This is a genomic window from Variovorax sp. GW822-FHT04A09 (genome assembly GCF_058801005.1).
This window is the reverse complement of record NZ_JBXAMV010000005.1, coordinates 375,366-389,687: the sequence shown is the minus strand read 5'-3', so window position 1 is coordinate 389,687 and position 14,322 is coordinate 375,366. Positions and strand designations below refer to the sequence as shown.

Here is a 14,322-nt window from a genome sequence, read left to right as displayed (position 1 = left end):
GGCGCCTCAGTTGCGGTAGCTCGGGTCGATGCGGTCCACCTGCCGCACCAATGCATTGAACACGTCCTGCCCGGCGCCGTGCGCGGGGCTGAACTGCAGCGCGTCGCGCGTGCAGCGCTGCGCGATCTCTTCGCTCACCGGAATCGCGGCACCCATCGAGAAGGTCGCCATCTGGATCTCGCAGGCGCGTTGCAGCGTCCACAGGATCGCGAAGGTCTGCGGCAGCGTCTGGCCCCAGGCCAGCAGGCCGTGGTTGCGCAGGATCACCGCGTTGCGATCGCCGATGCTCTTCAAGAGGCGCGGGCCTTCGTCGGCATGGATCGTGATGCCCTCGAAGTCGTGGTACGCCACCATGCCGTGCAGCTGGGCGGTATAGAAATTGGTCTGCTGCAGGCCGCCCTGCAGGCAGGCCACGGCCACGCCGGCCGTGGTGTGCGTGTGCATCACGCAGTGCGCGCCGGGCAGGCCGTCGTGGATGGCCGCGTGCACCACGAAGCCGGCCGGGTTCACCGGGTAGGTCGAGCCGTCGAGCACCTTGCCCTGCAGGTCGATCTTCACCAGGTTGCTGGCCGTCACCTCGCTGTAGTGCAGGCCGAAGGGGTTGATGAGGAACTGCTTCTCGCCACCCGTCACGCTGTCGGGCAGCCGCACCGTGATGTGGTTGTAGATCATCTCGGTCCAGCCCAGCATCGCGAACACGCGGTAGCAGGCCGCGAGCTCCTCGCGCGCGGCGCGCTCGTCGGGATGGATCGAGGGATGGACCAGCGCCGACGGCGCGGTGGCGAGTGTGTTCATGGCAGTTCCTTCATGTGATCAACCTTCAGCCGTGAAGCCGACCTCTTTCACGATCGGCGCCCACTTGGCGGTGTCCTTCTTCAGCAGATCGGCCAGCTCGGCCGGCGTGGAAGACATGGCTTCCAGGCCGAAGGTGCCGAGGCCGTCGATCACGTCCTTTTGCGCGAGCGCGTTCTTCATCGCCGTGTTGAGCTTCGTCACCAGATCGGGCGAGGCCTTGGCCGGCAGGAAGAAGGCGAACCATTCGCTGTGCGCCATGTTCTTGATGCCCTGCTCGCCGAAGGTCGGCACATCGGGCGCGAAGCGGCTGCGCTTGGCACCCGACACGCCCAGGATGCGCACCTTGCCCGACTGCAGGTGCTGCGTGATGTCGCCGATGGGGCCCGACACCGCCGAGATGTTGCCGCCCAAGAGGTCGAGCATGGCCGGCTGCGTGCCGCGGTAGGCCGCGTGCTTGAGCTCGACGCCGGCCTGCTTGCCCAGCAGCGCGCCGATGAAGTGCGGCGTGGAGCCCGCGGCCGGCGAGCCGTAGTTGGCGCCGGCCGGGTTGGCCTTGGCCCAGGTGAGGAACTCGGGCACCGTCTTGATGGTGGCCGGCACGGCCGGGCCGACCGCGAAGCCGAAGTCGAAGATGCAGGCCAGGCTCACGGGCGTGAGGTCGACCATCGGGTCGTAGGGCAGCTTCTTGTAGATGTGCGGGTAGATCGTGAGGATCGACGTGGGCGTCTGCAGGATGGTGGTGCCGTCGGCCGGACGGCCCTTCACGTAGCTCACGGCAATCTGGCCGCCCGCGCCGGTGCGGTTCTCGACCACGGCGGTCTTGGCGTAGTCGGGGCTCAGCTTCAGCGCCAGGCGCCGGCAGGTGGTGTCCGAGGTGCCGCCGGCCGCGAAGCCGGTGACGATGGTGGCGTTCTCGAGCGCGGCAGCCTGCGCAAAGGCCTGCTGGCCGAGGCTGGCGAGCAGCGCCGAGGCGCCGGTGGACTGCAGCATGTGGCGGCGGGTGAAGGTCATGTCTGTCTCTTTTCGGGTGGGTGAGGAGGGAACAGGATCACGACTCGTCGCGCAGCCAGGTGACCGCGCCCGAGTGGGTCACGGCGCCCTGGTGGGCAGGGCGCACGGTGAGCGCGTATTTTTCCAACAAACCACCGTGCGCCGCCCCCGCGTTTACCTCACGTCCGGCCAGCCGCGACGCGATTTCTTCGGCGCTCAGTTCCACCGAAATGCTGCGCGCCGCGGCGCGTGCATCGATGGCCACCATGTCGCCGTCGCGCAGCACCGCGATCGGCCCGCCGTCGGCCGCCTCGGGCCCCGCGTAGCCGATGCACAGGCCGCGCGTGGCGCCCGAGAAACGCCCGTCGGTGAGCAGCGCCACCTTGTCGCCCATGCCCTGGCCGTACAGCAGCGCGGTGATGCCCAGCATCTCGCGCATGCCGGGGCTGCCCTTGGGGCCTTCGTTGCGGATGACGATCACGTCGCCCGCTTCGTAGCGGCGGTTCTGCACGGCGGCCTGGGCTTCTTCTTCCGAATTGAAGACGCGCGCCGGACCGCGGTGCACCAGTGTCTTCAGGCCCGCCGTCTTGAGCAGCGCGCCGTCGGGGCAGAGGTTGCCCTTGAGCACCGCCAGCCCGCCGTCGCGCGTGATCGGGTTGCCGGCTTCGCGCACCACGCGGCCGTCGGGCGCGGCGGCGTCGGCCACTTCCTCGGCCAGCGTGCGGCCGGTGAAGGTGAGGGCGTCGCCGTGCATGAAGCCCTGCTCCAGCAGCGTGCGCAGGATCACGCCCGCGCCGCCGATGTAGTACACGTCGCGCGCCAGGTACTGGCCGCCGGGGCGCAGGTCGGCAATGAGCGGCGTGCGCGCGAAGATCTCGGCCACGTCGTCCAGGTGGAACTTGATGCCCGCCTCGTGCGCGATCGCCGGCAGGTGCAGCGCGGCGTTGGTCGAACCGCCCGTGGCCGAGACCACGGCGCAGGCGTTTTCGAGTGCCTTGCGCGTCACGATGTCGCGCGGCAGCGGGCCGTCGCCCATCACCGCCTTCATGAGCTGTTTCGCGGCGCGGCGCATCAGCGGCGCGCGTTCGCTGAACACCGCGGGCACCATGCTCGAGCCGATGGGCGCCAGGCCCAGCGCCTCCGACACCATGCCCATGGTGTTGGCCGTGAACTGCCCCGCGCAGGCGCCGGCCGTGGGCAGGCAGGCGCGGCTCATGGCGTCGAGCTCGCCGTGCGTGGCGGTGCCGGCCAGCACCTTGCCGATGGTCTCGTAGGTGTCGACCACGTTCAGGTCGCGCCCGTCGGGCCCGGGCATCTGCCCCGGCAGGGCAGAGCCGCCATGCACGAACACGCTGGGCACGTTGCAGCGGACCATGCCCATCATCAGCCCCGGCAGGTTCTTGTCGCAGGCACCGATGGCGAAGATGCCGTCCCACTGGTGGCCGCGCGTGGACGCTTCCACGCTGTCGGCAATGAGCTCGCGCGAGATCAGCGAGAAGCGCATGCCCGAATGCGCCATCGTCAGGCCGTCGCTCACCGACACCACCGGGCATTCGTGCGGCGTGCCGCCGCCCGCGTAGATGCCGGTCTTGGCGTGCTGTGCCTGCTCGCGCAGGTTGAGGTTGCACGGGCTCATCTCGCCGCCCGTGTGAAACACGCCGACGTGCGGGCGCGCGATGTCCTCGTCGTCCTGGCCCAGCGCGTGCAGGAAGCTGCGCGTGGTCGCGCGGATCGTGCCCTCGCGGATGGTCGCGGAGCGGAAGCGTTTCGTGGGGTCGGTGGGCGTGGTCATGCGGCTGGCGAAGGCTGGCTCGTGGAAGGGCGGGGCGTCAGAACATGCCGTTCGTGTTCGCGGCGGTTTCGGGCACGGGTTGCACCACGTCCCAGTGCTCGACGATCTTGCCGTTCTCGAGCTTGAAGATGTCGACGATGGCGCTGCCGCGCGTGCCGGGTTCGCGCACCGCGTTCACATGCAGGATCACGTAGTCGCCGTCGACGAAGCTGCGCTTGATCTCGCTCTTCGAGTTCGGAAACTTCTCGCGCAGGAAGGCGATGAACTTGCGAAAGCCCTCGGGCCCGTCGGCCGCCGTCGGGTTGTGCTGCACGTAGCGGTTGCCCACGTACTGCAGCGCCGCGTCGGCGTCCTTCTGGTTCAGGCCTTTCTCGTAGAAGGCGAGCACGGTCTGGCGGTTGGCTTCCTGCCGCGCCTGCGCGGTCGAGGCCGGGCCCGTCTGGGCGCAGGCGCCGAGGAACAGGGCGGCGGCAGCGGCGAAAGCCGCGAGGGTGGTGCGTTGCATCGAAATTTCCTTGACGGTGGATCAGTAGCCGTTGGGCGCGGTGGCGCCCGGCGCGGCCTTGTACTTCGCGAGCAGCTGCTTGGCGGCGGCCGCGAGCAGGATCGTGTCGACACCCACGGCCACGAACAGCGCGCCGGCAGCGAGCCACTTGCGCGCCTGCTCCTCGGTGGTCGACAGGATGCCGGCCGCCTTGCCGGCCTTGCGGATGCGCGCGATGGCGTCGGCGATCGCGGCCTGCACCTCGGGGTGGTTGGGCTGGCCCACGAAGCCCATCGAGGCCGACAGGTCGGCCGGGCCGATGAACACGCCGTCCACGCCCGGCGTGGCCGCGATGGCGTCGATGTTCTTCATCGCCTCGACCGTCTCGGCCTGCACCAGCAGGCAGGTCTGCGCGTTGGCTTCGTGCAGGTAGTTGGGGTACGCCTGCCAGCGCGAGGCGCGCGCCAGCGCACTGCCCATGCCGCGGATGCCTTCGGGCGGGTAGCGCATGCCCTGCACGAGCTGGGCGGCCTGCTCGGCGGTATCGACCATCGGCACCAGCAGCGTCTGCGCGCCGATGTCCAGGTACTGCTTGATCAGCGTGGTGTCGCCGACCGGAATGCGCACGACGGGATGCGAGCGCTGCGCGTCGGGCTGCGCCGACCATGCACTGGAGATGCCCTGCAGCTGCGCGAGCACCGAGCGCACGTCGTTGGGCGCGTGCTCGCCGTCGACCAGCAGCCAGTCGTAGCCGGTGCCGGCCAGCAGCTCGGCCACGTAGCCGTCGCCCAGGCCGACCCACAGGCCGATCTGGGGTTGGCCGGCTTGCAGGGCCTGCTTGAAGGTGTTGAGTGGGGTGTGCATGAAAAAACTCGTCAGACGAAACGGAAGGCGATGGAGCCGAGCGGCCCGTAGTCCGCGTGGAAGGTGTCGCCCGGCACGGCGTTGGTCGGGCGCGTGAACGAGCCGCCCAGCACGATCTCGCCGGCTTCGAGGCATTCGTCCCACGGCGCGAGCTTGTTCGCGAGCCAGGCCACGCCGGTGGCCGGGTGGTTGAGCACGGCCGCGGCCACGCCCGACTCCTCGATCACGCCGTTCTTGTAGAGCAGCGCGCTCACCCAGCGCAGGTCGACCGCGTCGGGCTTCACCGGCCGGCCGCCGAGCACGATGCCCGCATTGGCCGCGTTGTCGGCGATGGTGTCGAACACCTTGCGCATGGCCTTGGTGTGGCGGTCGAACTGCTCGATGCGCGCGTCGATGATCTCGATGGCGGGCACCACGTAGTCGGTGGCGGCCAGCACGTCGAAGATGGTCACGTTCGGGCCCTGCAGCTTCTTGCCGAGTACGAAGGCCAGCTCGACCTCGATGCGCGGTGCGATGAAGCGCGTGAACGGGATGTCGCCGCCCTGCTCGAAGAACATGTCGTCCAGCAGCGTGCCGTAGTCGGGCTCGGTGATCTGGCTGGCCTGCTGCATGGCGCGCGAGGTGAGGCCGATCTTGTGGCCCTTCACGATGCGGCCTTCGGCGATCTTGTGCTTCACCCATTCGCGCGAGATGGCGTAGCCGTCCTCGATGGTCATCTCGGGAAAGCGCTTGGAGAAATGCTCGACCTGCACGCGCGACTTCTCGCTCTCGTGCAGTTCGGCGGCCAGTTGGGCGATGGTGGCGGTGGAGAGCATGGGGGCTCGCTTCTTTTTTATGATTTGTTGAACAGGGGATGCAGGTTGCTGTGCTTGCCGTCGTACACCTGCCCCGGCGCTTCGTCGATCTGCAGCGTGATGCCGATGTGGCGCTGCGTGAAGACGGGTTCGAAATGCGCGCGCACGGCGGCCAGCAGGGCGTCGCCGGCTTTCTTCTTCACCGCTTCGGAGCGGCCCGAGGCCATGCGCAGGTTCAGGTACACGAAGGCGTAGTCGGCCTGGCCGTCGGCCACCGCGTAGTGCGCGGCGGGGTAGGCCAGCACGCGCGTGCCGCCGGTGGGGAACACCGGCTTGCCGGCCTCGTCGCGCTGTTCGAGCATGGTGTCGGCCAGCGTGCGGCACAGCGCCGACACGTCGGTCTCGGCCTCGATGTTGGGCGTGTACAGGATCACCAAGTGCGGCATGGTCGTGCTCCGTTCAAACCACCGACATCGTCGCGGCCGTGCAGGTCACCGCGAAGATCGGGATGGCTTTCATGTGGAAGATCTCGCCCTTGCCGCGTGCGGCCGCGGCCACGCTCAGGAAGGTGCGGATCTCGAAGCCGCCCTGGCCCGCTTCGCGGTAGGTGGCCTCGTCGCCGTAGTCGGCCTGCGACAGCAGCGCCTCGCGGTCGTTGGCGCACCAGCGGCGCATGAACTCGGCGTCCCACTCGGCATTCACCTTACCCGAGTCGGGCGTGGCGGGCCAGTGCGAGATGCCGCCCGTGCCCACCAGCGCGATGCGCTCGGGCACCTTGTCGCAGGCGCGGCGCAAGGCTTCGCCGAAGGCCCACGCGCGGTGCAGCGGCGTGAGCGGCGGGCCCTGGCAGTTGATGTTCACGGGAATGACCTTGGTGTCGAAGTTCGGCGTGAGGAAGTTCAGCGGCACCATGATGCCGTGGTCGAACTTCCATTCTTCCGCGTAGGCCACGTCCACCGTCTGCATCACCTCGCGGATCAGGCGCTGCGACAGCGCGGCGTCGCCGGGGATGGTGTGCTTCTCGATGCCCAGCCACTTCGGGTCTTCGATCGGGCCCTCGTAGCTGTCGGCCATGCCGATCGCATAGGCCGGCATGTTGTTCATGAAGAAGTTCGCGAAGTGCTCGGCCGCGATGACGATCACCGCGTCGGGCTTCGTGGCGCGCATCGCCTCGCCGAAGCGATGGAACTGCGCGTGGAACTCGTCCTTCACCGCCGGGTCGGCGAGATGCGCGCGGCCGGTGATGCCGGGGGCGTGGCTGCACACGCCTGCGAATACGAGACTCATACGCCTGCCACTTTCTCGTCGGTGCCTGTTGTCATTGCGTAGATGCCGGCGCGCACGGGCCCGTACTTGCGCACGCCCTCGCGCATGGCTTCGAGGTAGTCGGCCCATGCCACGCCGAGCAGCGGCGCGAAGTGCATCAGCAGCTGGCCGTTGCACCCGAGCACGTAGAGCTTGCCGATGTCGCCGGTGCCGATCGCTTCGCGCTCTTCGTCGTTCAGGTCGTAGCCGGCCAGCAGCGTGGCGCGCGTGTCGCCGCCTTCGCCGAAGCGGCGCTGCACCTCGGCGTCGCGGTTCAGCGCGAACAAGAATTTCTGCATCGCATAGAGGCTCATGGGTCAGCCCTCGATCTGGATGTTGGCCTTGCGGATCACGTCGCCGTACTTCGCGATCTCGCTGCGGATGAACTCGGCAAAGCGCTCGGGCGTGCCCGACAGCGATGCGATGCCGCCCTTGTGGAAGGCCTCGGTCACCGCCGGAGAGGCGAGCGCGCGGTTCACTTCGGCGTTCACGCGTTGCACGATGGCGTCGGGCGTGCCGGCCGGGGCCAGCAGGCCGTTCCACGAATTGGACTCGATGGCCACGCCCTGTTCGGCCAGTGTGGGTATCGCGGGCGCGTACTGCGAGCGCTGCGCGGTCGCCATGCCCAGCGCCACCAGCTTGCCGGCCTGCACATGGCCGCGGAACTCGGGCCAGTTGCCGAACATGACGGTCACCTGGCCGCCGAGCAGGTCGGCCAGCGCCGGGCCCTGGCCCTTGTAGGGCACGTGCACGATGTCCAGGCCCATCTGCAGCTTGAGCATCTCGCCCGACAGATGCGCCGAGGTGCCGTTGCCGAAGGAGGCGAAGCTCAGTGTGCCGGGCTTCGCCTTGGCCTGGTTGCGCAGGTCGGCCAGCGTCTTCAGGCCGCTGCCCGGGTGCGTGGCGAGTACGTGCTCCGACATGCCCATGAGCGCCACGGGGCGCAGGTCTTTGAGCGTGTCGTAGGGCAGCTTGCGCACGAGCGTCTGGTTGGCCGTGAAGCTGTTGGCCACGCACACGAAGCTGTAGCCGTCGGGCGCCGACTTGGCGACCGCGTCGACGCCGATCACCGTGCCGGCGCCGGGCTTGTTCTCGACGATCACCGGCTGGCCCAGCGCCTTGCCGAGTTCGAGGCCGACGAGGCGCGCGACGAAGTCGGTGGTGCCGCCGGGCGTGAAGGGCACGACGATGCGCACCGGCTTGGCGGGCCATGCCGTCTGCGCGCGTGCCAGTGCCGGCAGGGCCGCGAGTGCGGCCGCGCCCTGCAGCAGCAGGCGGCGTTGAACGCTCACGCCACGCCCCAGTGCGGAATGTGGTGCGAGCCCATCGACACCGCGATGTTCTTCGGCTCGCAGAACACTTCGTAGCTCCAGGTGCCGCCTTCGCGGCCCGTGCCCGAGGCCTTGGTGCCGCCGAAGGGCTGGCGCAGGTCACGCACGTTCTGGCTGTTGACGAAGCACATGCCGGCCTCGACTGCGGCGGCCACGCGGTGCGCCTTGCCGATGTTCTCGGTCCACACGTAGCTGCTCAGGCCGTAGGCGATGTCGTTGGCCAGCTCGATGGCGTGCGCCTCGTCCTTGAACGGGATCAGGCAGGCGACCGGGCCGAAGATCTCGTCCTGCGCGATCTTCATGCGGTTGTCGACGTCGGCGAACACGGTGGGCATCACGTAGTTGCCCTTCTTCACGCGGTCGGGCAGGTTGCTTGGCGCCTCGAGGCCGCCGCACAGCAGCGTCGCGCCTTCCTTCGGGCCCAGTTCGATGTAGCTGCGCACCTTGGCCAGGTGGGCCTGCGAAATCATCGGGCCGACGATGGTCTTCTCGTCGAGCGGGTCGCCCACGGTGATGCGCTTGGCGCGCTCGGCGAACTTGGCGGCGAAGTCGGCGTAGATCGACTGCTGCACCAGGATGCGCGAGCCGGCCGTGCAGCGCTCGCCGTTGTTGCTGAAGATCATGAACACGGCCGCGTCGAGCGCGCGGTCGAGGTCGGCATCTTCGAAGATCACGAAGGGGCTCTTGCCGCCCAGCTCCATGCTGAACTTCTTCAGGCCCGCGCTCTTCACGATGCGGTTGCCGGTGGCAGTGGAGCCGGTGAACGAAATCGCGCGCACGTCGGGGTGCGCCACCAGCGGCTCGCCGGCTTCCTTGCCGTAGCCGTGCACCAGGTTCAGCACGCCGGCGGGAATGCCCGCTTCGAGCGCCAGCTCGCCCAGGCGCGCGGCCGTGAGCGGCGACAGCTCGCTCATCTTCAGCACGGCCGTGTTGCCGAAGGCCAGGCAGGGCGCGACCTTCCAGGTGGCCGTCATGAAGGGCACGTTCCAAGGGCTGATGAGCGCGCACACGCCCACCGGGTGGAACAGCGTGTAGTTCAGGTGCGTGGGCGTGGGGTAGGTGTGGCCGTCGACGCGCGTGCACATCTCGGCGAAGTAGTAGAAGTTGTCGGCCGCGCGCGGAATGAGCTGCTTGCCGGTCTGCGCGATCACCTGGCCGCAGTCGTTGGTTTCGGTCTGCGCGATCTCGGGCACGTGCTTGGCGATCAGGTCGCCGAGCTTGCGGATGAGCTTGGCGCGCTCGGGCGCGGGCAGGCCGGCCCACTTGGGGAAGGCGGCCTTGGCGGCGGCCACGGCGGCGTTCACTTCGGCCTCGCCGCCCGAGGCGACTTCGGCCAGCACTTCCTGTGTGGCGGGGTTGACGGTTTCGAAGTAGTCGGCGCCTTGGACTGGCTTGCCGTCGATGAGGTGATGGATCTGTTGCATGGGCGTGAAGGTGTTGCGGCCTTGCGGCGGTGTGTCGTCAGTCGAGCTTGATGTCGCGCGCCTTGATCAGCGCGTGCCACTTCTTGCGTTCGGTGTCCACGAAGCGGGCCATCTCGGCGGCGTCCGTGGGGCGGGCTTCCCAGCCGGCGTCGTAGAGCTTCTGCTTCACGCCGGTGTCGTTCATGCTTTTCAGCAGGTCGGCGCCCAGGCGCGCCTGGATGTCCTTGGGCGTGGCGGCCGGTGCCACCAGCCCTTGCCAGGTGTAGGCCTCGACGGCGTAACCGAGCTCCTTGGCCGTCGGCAGCTGGGGCAGCTGCGGCACGCGCTCGGTCGACATGGCCAGCAGCGGGATCACCTTGCCGGCCTTCACGGCGCTGATGCCGCTGGGCAGGTCGAGCATCATCAGCGGCACCTGGTTGCCCATGAGGTCCTGCAGCGCGGGCGCGCCGCCCTTGTAGGGAATGTGCAGCAGCGACACGCCGGCCTCGCGCTGGAACAGCTCGTAGGCCAGGTGGTGCGGGCTGCCGGTGCCCGGCGTGGCGATGCTGTACTTGCCCGGCGAGGCCTTGAGCGCCGCGATGAGCGCCTTGGCGTCGCTGAAGCCCGCGCCCGGCGCGGCCGTGATGATGAGCGGCGAGCGGCCCATCATGCCGAGCAGCGCGAAGTCTTTCTCGGCGTCGTAGGGCAGCTTCTTGTAGAGCGCGGGGTTGTAGACCAGCACGCCGTTGTCGGCCGAGAACACGGTGTAGCCGTCGCCCGGCGAACGCGCCACGTTTTCCGACGCGATGATCGCGCCCGCGCCGGGACGGTTGTCCACCGTGACGGGCTGCGCGAGCTGCTGAGAGAGCTGCGCGCCGGCCGTGCGCGCGAGGTAGTCGGTGCCGCCGCCGGCCGGGTAGCCCACGACCCAGCGCACGGGCTTGGTCGGGTAGGCCGAGGCGGTCTGTGCGGTCGCGGCGGGTGCGAGCAGCAGCGTGGCGGCGCTGGCCGCCACGAAGGCGGCAGCAAGGCGGAAGGTCCGGGTTCTGGCGGTCGTCATGGCGGTGTGTCTCCGTTTTTTTGAAAGGGGGGGCGCAGTCGATCAGCGCGCGGCGATGGTGTTGACCAGCGCGCCGATGCCGTCGATCTCGGTCACGACCACGTCGCCCGGCTGGCAATCGACCACGCCGTCGGGCGTGCCGGTGAGGATCAGGTCGCCCGGCGACAGCGTCATGAAGCGGCTGAAGTACTCGATGAGGAAGGGCGCGTCGAAGATCATGTCGCGCGTGTTGCCCTGCTGCGTGACGGTGCCGTTCACCGTGGTGCGCAGCGCGAGCGCCATCGGGTCGGCCACGTCGGCCGCATCGACGAACCACGGCCCCAGCGGCGTGCAGGTGTCGCGGTTCTTCACGCGCAGGTTGGGGCGGTACCAGTTCTCGAGGTAGTCGCGGATCGCGTAGTCGTTGGCCACCGTGTAGCCGCCGATGAAGTCGTACGCGTCGTCGCGCTTCACGTGCTTCGCGGTCTTGCCGACCACGATGGCGAGCTCGCACTCGTAGTGCATGAACTTCACGTCGGCCGGGCGGTGCGTGAGCTGGCGGTGGCCGATGAGCGTGCTCTGGCCCTTGACGAACACCAGCGGTTCCTCGGGCGCCTTGAACTCCAGCTCTTTCGCGTGGTCGGCGTAGTTCAGGCCCAGCGCGAGGATGGTGCGCGGGCGCGCCGTGGGCGCGAGCGGCGGCAGCCACACGAGCTGCTCCTGCGGCACGACGCGGCCATCTTGGAGCCGCACGGCGGCGTCGGCCTGGCCGTTGAATTCGTGCGCGGTGCCGGTGTGCTCGCGGCCTTCGAAGATGACGCGTGCGTGCTTCATGCCGTTGCTTCCTTCACCAGCGTGTTGCTCAGGGTCTCGAACCCCGGCGCGGAAATATCGATGCGGTCGCCCGCGCAGGCCAGCGGACGGCCCAGGTCGCAGCCGAGCATCAGCACGTCGCCGTGCGCCAGCGTCATGAACTCGCCCACGTCGGCCAGCAGCTGCGGTGCGGGGCGCACGAGCTGCGAGAAGTCGATCGACTGCTTCAGTTCGCCGTTGATGCGCACCTCGACGCGGAACTGCGCCGGGTCGGCCACCTCCTGCGCGTCGCGCAGCGCCGGGCCGATGCCCAGGAAGCCGTCGACGCACTTGAACTTCACCGGCGGGCGGAAGAAGCTCGCATGCGGGATCGACAGGTCGTTCAGCAGCACGAAGCCTTCGACGTCGCCCTCGGCGCCGATCACCATGCCGATGCTGGCGCCGACTTCCACGTCGGACACCGCGGCGGGCACGGTGACGGTGCTGCCGTGCGGGCTCCAGGTGTTGGCCGTCTTCACGTAGAGCACGGGCGCCTTCGGCGGTGCCTTGTAGGGCGCCTCGGTCATCTGCGGCGCGAGCGCTGCGGCCTCGGCGCGGAAGTTCAGCAGCGTGCCGTACACGGTGCCGGTGGGGAGAAAGGAGGTGGTCATGGTTCGGGTTGCTCCAGCGCGATCAGTTCGTCCAGCAGGCCGTAGAGCTGCGTCAGCTTGGCCTTGCCCAGCGACTGCTCCATCCAGTCGTAGTGCGCCTCGATGCTGGTGCCCAGGCGCTTCACGAGCTTCATGCCGTGCGGCGTGGCCTCGACCACGGTGCGGCGCTGGTCGGCCGGGTCGCGGGCGCGGGTGATGAGGTTGTCGCGCTCCATGCGCGCCAGCACGCCCGTGAGGCTGGGGCCGAGGATGAAAGCCTCGCGCGCGACGCGGCCGGTGTCGACCGCGCCGTGCTCGCCCAGCACGCGCAGCACGCGCCATTGCTGGTCGGACAGCGCGTGCTCGCGCAGGCTGGGCCGCGTGTGGGCCATCACGGCTTCGCGGGCCTGCAGCAGCAGGCGCGGCAAATTGCGGTGCGTGAAGGTGGTGCTCAAAAGCTGTGCCTCTCAGAATTATTTAACATGTTAAATGAATTCGGGGAGAAATCCTAGCTCGTGCTTATGAGTGTTTGTGCTGATGCTGCCTACACTCGATACGGGTCCGTTTCAAGCGGACTTGGCGAGGAGCCTCCGGGCTCTTGTGGGACGTCAAGCATCGGATGCCCGAAGGGCGAGTCACGTTGGATATGGACGAAGGGGCTTCAGCACCAGTTGCTGAAGTCCTTATAGGTCAAAAAATCAAAGCGCTATTTAGCTAGGAGTGCCATGTACGTAAAGTCAATTCGTCTTGAAAACCTTAAAGGCTTCGAGGAGTTGGAGTTTGATTTCGAGCGCCCTGATCACACCTATGCAGGATGGACCGTATTAGTGGGTGGAAATGCCTCTGGGAAATCCACGCTCCTTAAAGCAATTGCTCTTTCATTAATTGGCCCAGAGGTGGGGCGTCAGCTGATGGGGAGCACCGCGGGCTGGGTAAGCCCAGCCAAACCCAAGGCAGAAGCAGCATTGAAGTTAAGTTGGGATAAATCGCACGATGCGTTTAAAACGGGAGGCCAGTCGCCAGGTCCTCTTTTTGATGCAGGGGTCAGATGGACCGTGACTACTGGCGATGTAAAGAAAGAAGGCTGGGAAACTTTGGTTCCAGAGTTCAGAGCAATCGACCAACGCAATGCAAAACAAACACGAATTAGAACTTCAGAGCGCGGGCCTTGGAATCCAAATGCAAGGGGGTGGTTTAGCGCCGGCTATGGCCCTATGCGCCGCTTGTCCGGGAGTTCTTCTGAATCAATTCGGTTAAGTGTTGGTAGTGGCGCCATGAGTCGTTTCGTGACTCTTTTTCGCGAAGATGCTGCATTGAGCGAAAGTGAGACATGGCTTCGACTAAATCACTCGCGACAGATTGAGTCGCGCGATCCAGACTTGATTGTGCTTTTGGATTCTGTGAAAGCCCTTCTGGGTGACGGCTTGCTTCCTCATGGAATGAAGATTTCTCGAATCACGGTTGACTATGTATATGTTACGGACGGCCGTGGAATTGAATTGCCAATGAGAGACGTTAGTGATGGATGTCGGAGCATATATGCAACTGTCTTGGATTTAATTCACGGCATGGCTGACGTCTACGGAGTTTCTGGGCTTTTTACGCAAACTCCCGACGGGCGTACCATCGTTTCAAAACCTGGCGTTGTTCTTATCGATGAAATCGATGCGCACTTGCATCCGAAATGGCAGCATGAAATTCCCGAGTGGCTAAAAACCCACTTTCCACTCGTGCAGTTCATCGTTTCGACCCATAGTGCTCTTGTTGCGCAAGCTGCAGATCCGAATGGGATATTTGTTCTTCCATCACAAGATGATGTCGGAAGGCAGCCTCGGCAATTGGATGCTCACGAATATGAAAAAATAAAACTAAGAAAGGCGGAAAAAACCCTTCTCGGTTCGGCTTTTGGATTGAAGACGACGCGATCTAAGTGGGCGAATGATCGAATTGCCGAGTGGAAAGTATTGCAGGCCAAAAGTGTAGCTGGAGTTCCTCTTTCTGGCTCTGAAGCTAGGGCCTATGAAGAGCTTAGAGGTCAAATGGAAATTGCATACGACACAGAAGACAGAAGTTGAATTGCAAA

The 14,322-nt window shown here is 66.6% G+C and carries 16 protein-coding genes; 1 reads left to right on the top strand and 15 read right to left on the bottom strand.

The features are described 5' to 3' along the window. Positions 1 to 6: 6 nt before the first annotated feature. Genes AC1RLW_RS25175 through hpaR form a run of 15 tightly spaced genes read right to left on the bottom strand, consistent with a single transcriptional unit; the run spans position 7 to position 12,694 of the window. Positions 7 to 795: a class II aldolase/adducin family protein gene (locus AC1RLW_RS25175; protein ID WP_070063516.1), complete on the bottom strand. Its 789-nt coding sequence runs from the start codon at positions 793 to 795 to the stop codon at positions 7 to 9. A gap of 18 nt (positions 796 to 813) precedes the next feature. Beyond that, a complete protein-coding gene (locus tag AC1RLW_RS25170) occupies positions 814 to 1,806 on the bottom strand; it encodes a Bug family tripartite tricarboxylate transporter substrate binding protein (protein ID WP_493195538.1) in 993 nt (330 codons plus the stop codon). A 37-nt stretch (positions 1,807 to 1,843) separates the two neighbouring features. Further along, positions 1,844 to 3,577, bottom strand: a complete 1,734-nt coding sequence (ilvD, locus tag AC1RLW_RS25165; RefSeq protein WP_493195537.1) for a dihydroxy-acid dehydratase — start codon at positions 3,575 to 3,577, stop codon at positions 1,844 to 1,846. A 37-nt stretch (positions 3,578 to 3,614) separates the two neighbouring features. Beyond that, on the bottom strand, positions 3,615 to 4,082 hold the full coding sequence (locus tag AC1RLW_RS25160) for a nuclear transport factor 2 family protein (protein ID WP_493195536.1): 468 nt from the start codon (positions 4,080 to 4,082) through the stop codon (positions 3,615 to 3,617). Positions 4,083 to 4,103: 21 nt separating this feature from the next. Next, the gene (gene hpaI / locus AC1RLW_RS25155; RefSeq protein ID WP_062476863.1) at positions 4,104 to 4,925 is read right to left on the bottom strand and encodes a 4-hydroxy-2-oxoheptanedioate aldolase; all 822 of its coding nucleotides are present in this window, start codon (positions 4,923 to 4,925) and stop codon (positions 4,104 to 4,106) included. Positions 4,926 to 4,936: 11 nt separating this feature from the next. After that, the gene (gene hpaH, locus AC1RLW_RS25150; RefSeq protein ID WP_062476860.1) at positions 4,937 to 5,740 is read right to left on the bottom strand and encodes a 2-oxo-hept-4-ene-1,7-dioate hydratase; all 804 of its coding nucleotides are present in this window, start codon (positions 5,738 to 5,740) and stop codon (positions 4,937 to 4,939) included. A gap of 17 nt (positions 5,741 to 5,757) precedes the next feature. Next, complete coding sequence (locus AC1RLW_RS25145; protein ID WP_493195535.1) at positions 5,758 to 6,165, bottom strand: 5-carboxymethyl-2-hydroxymuconate Delta-isomerase; 408 nt, start codon at positions 6,163 to 6,165, stop codon at positions 5,758 to 5,760. Between the two features lie 13 nt (positions 6,166 to 6,178). Then, the gene (locus AC1RLW_RS25140; protein ID WP_062476853.1) at positions 6,179 to 7,006 is read right to left on the bottom strand and encodes a DODA-type extradiol aromatic ring-opening family dioxygenase; all 828 of its coding nucleotides are present in this window, start codon (positions 7,004 to 7,006) and stop codon (positions 6,179 to 6,181) included. Then, positions 7,003 to 7,338, bottom strand: a complete 336-nt coding sequence (locus AC1RLW_RS25135; RefSeq protein WP_354345262.1) for an aromatic ring-opening dioxygenase subunit LigA — start codon at positions 7,336 to 7,338, stop codon at positions 7,003 to 7,005. Before AC1RLW_RS25135 ends, AC1RLW_RS25140 begins: the two co-directional genes overlap by 4 nt. 3 nt (positions 7,339 to 7,341) lie before the next feature. Continuing rightward, positions 7,342 to 8,316 (bottom strand): tripartite tricarboxylate transporter substrate binding protein, encoded by a 975-nt coding sequence (locus AC1RLW_RS25130; RefSeq protein ID WP_493195534.1) that lies wholly within the window; start codon positions 8,314 to 8,316, stop codon positions 7,342 to 7,344. Further along, positions 8,313 to 9,779, bottom strand: a complete 1,467-nt coding sequence (gene hpaE, locus AC1RLW_RS25125) for a 5-carboxymethyl-2-hydroxymuconate semialdehyde dehydrogenase (RefSeq protein ID WP_307696506.1) — start codon at positions 9,777 to 9,779, stop codon at positions 8,313 to 8,315. The genes AC1RLW_RS25130 and hpaE overlap by 4 nt, the downstream gene beginning before the upstream one ends. A 37-nt stretch (positions 9,780 to 9,816) precedes the next feature. Further along, positions 9,817 to 10,818, bottom strand: coding sequence for a Bug family tripartite tricarboxylate transporter substrate binding protein (locus AC1RLW_RS25120; protein ID WP_493195533.1), 1,002 nt, complete (start codon positions 10,816 to 10,818; stop codon positions 9,817 to 9,819). Between the two features lie 42 nt (positions 10,819 to 10,860). Beyond that, positions 10,861 to 11,631 carry a fumarylacetoacetate hydrolase family protein gene (locus AC1RLW_RS25115; RefSeq protein ID WP_095743204.1) on the bottom strand — a complete coding sequence of 257 codons (771 nt, stop codon included), beginning with the start codon at positions 11,629 to 11,631 and terminating at the stop codon, positions 10,861 to 10,863. After that, complete coding sequence (locus AC1RLW_RS25110) at positions 11,628 to 12,260, bottom strand: fumarylacetoacetate hydrolase family protein (protein WP_493195532.1); 633 nt, start codon at positions 12,258 to 12,260, stop codon at positions 11,628 to 11,630. Before AC1RLW_RS25110 ends, AC1RLW_RS25115 begins: the two co-directional genes overlap by 4 nt. Further along, on the bottom strand, positions 12,257 to 12,694 hold the full coding sequence (gene hpaR / locus AC1RLW_RS25105; RefSeq protein ID WP_056583837.1) for a homoprotocatechuate degradation operon regulator HpaR: 438 nt from the start codon (positions 12,692 to 12,694) through the stop codon (positions 12,257 to 12,259). The genes AC1RLW_RS25110 and hpaR overlap by 4 nt, the downstream gene beginning before the upstream one ends. A gap of 270 nt (positions 12,695 to 12,964) precedes the next feature. On the opposite strand from hpaR, the gene AC1RLW_RS25100 reads away from it, so the two are divergent. After that, entirely contained in the window at positions 12,965 to 14,314 is a 1,350-nt protein-coding gene (locus AC1RLW_RS25100) for an AAA family ATPase (RefSeq protein ID WP_493195531.1), read from the top strand. Positions 14,315 to 14,322: the final 8 nt, after the last annotated feature.

Coding starts and splice junctions, on each gene's coding strand:
- AC1RLW_RS25175 (WP_070063516.1), bottom strand. CDS start 795: ATGAACACACTCGCCACCGCGCCGTCGGCGCTGGTCCATCCCTCGATC.
- AC1RLW_RS25170 (WP_493195538.1), bottom strand. CDS start 1,806: ATGACCTTCACCCGCCGCCACATGCTGCAGTCCACCGGCGCCTCGGCG.
- ilvD (WP_493195537.1), bottom strand. CDS start 3,577: ATGACCACGCCCACCGACCCCACGAAACGCTTCCGCTCCGCGACCATC.
- AC1RLW_RS25160 (WP_493195536.1), bottom strand. CDS start 4,082: ATGCAACGCACCACCCTCGCGGCTTTCGCCGCTGCCGCCGCCCTGTTC.
- hpaI (WP_062476863.1), bottom strand. CDS start 4,925: ATGCACACCCCACTCAACACCTTCAAGCAGGCCCTGCAAGCCGGCCAA.
- hpaH (WP_062476860.1), bottom strand. CDS start 5,740: ATGCTCTCCACCGCCACCATCGCCCAACTGGCCGCCGAACTGCACGAG.
- AC1RLW_RS25145 (WP_493195535.1), bottom strand. CDS start 6,165: ATGCCGCACTTGGTGATCCTGTACACGCCCAACATCGAGGCCGAGACC.
- AC1RLW_RS25140 (WP_062476853.1), bottom strand. CDS start 7,006: ATGAGTCTCGTATTCGCAGGCGTGTGCAGCCACGCCCCCGGCATCACC.
- AC1RLW_RS25135 (WP_354345262.1), bottom strand. CDS start 7,338: ATGAGCCTCTATGCGATGCAGAAATTCTTGTTCGCGCTGAACCGCGAC.
- hpaE (WP_307696506.1), bottom strand. CDS start 9,779: ATGCAACAGATCCATCACCTCATCGACGGCAAGCCAGTCCAAGGCGCC.
- AC1RLW_RS25120 (WP_493195533.1), bottom strand. CDS start 10,818: ATGACGACCGCCAGAACCCGGACCTTCCGCCTTGCTGCCGCCTTCGTG.
- AC1RLW_RS25115 (WP_095743204.1), bottom strand. CDS start 11,631: ATGAAGCACGCACGCGTCATCTTCGAAGGCCGCGAGCACACCGGCACC.
- AC1RLW_RS25110 (WP_493195532.1), bottom strand. CDS start 12,260: ATGACCACCTCCTTTCTCCCCACCGGCACCGTGTACGGCACGCTGCTG.
- AC1RLW_RS25100 (WP_493195531.1), top strand. CDS start 12,965: ATGTACGTAAAGTCAATTCGTCTTGAAAACCTTAAAGGCTTCGAGGAG.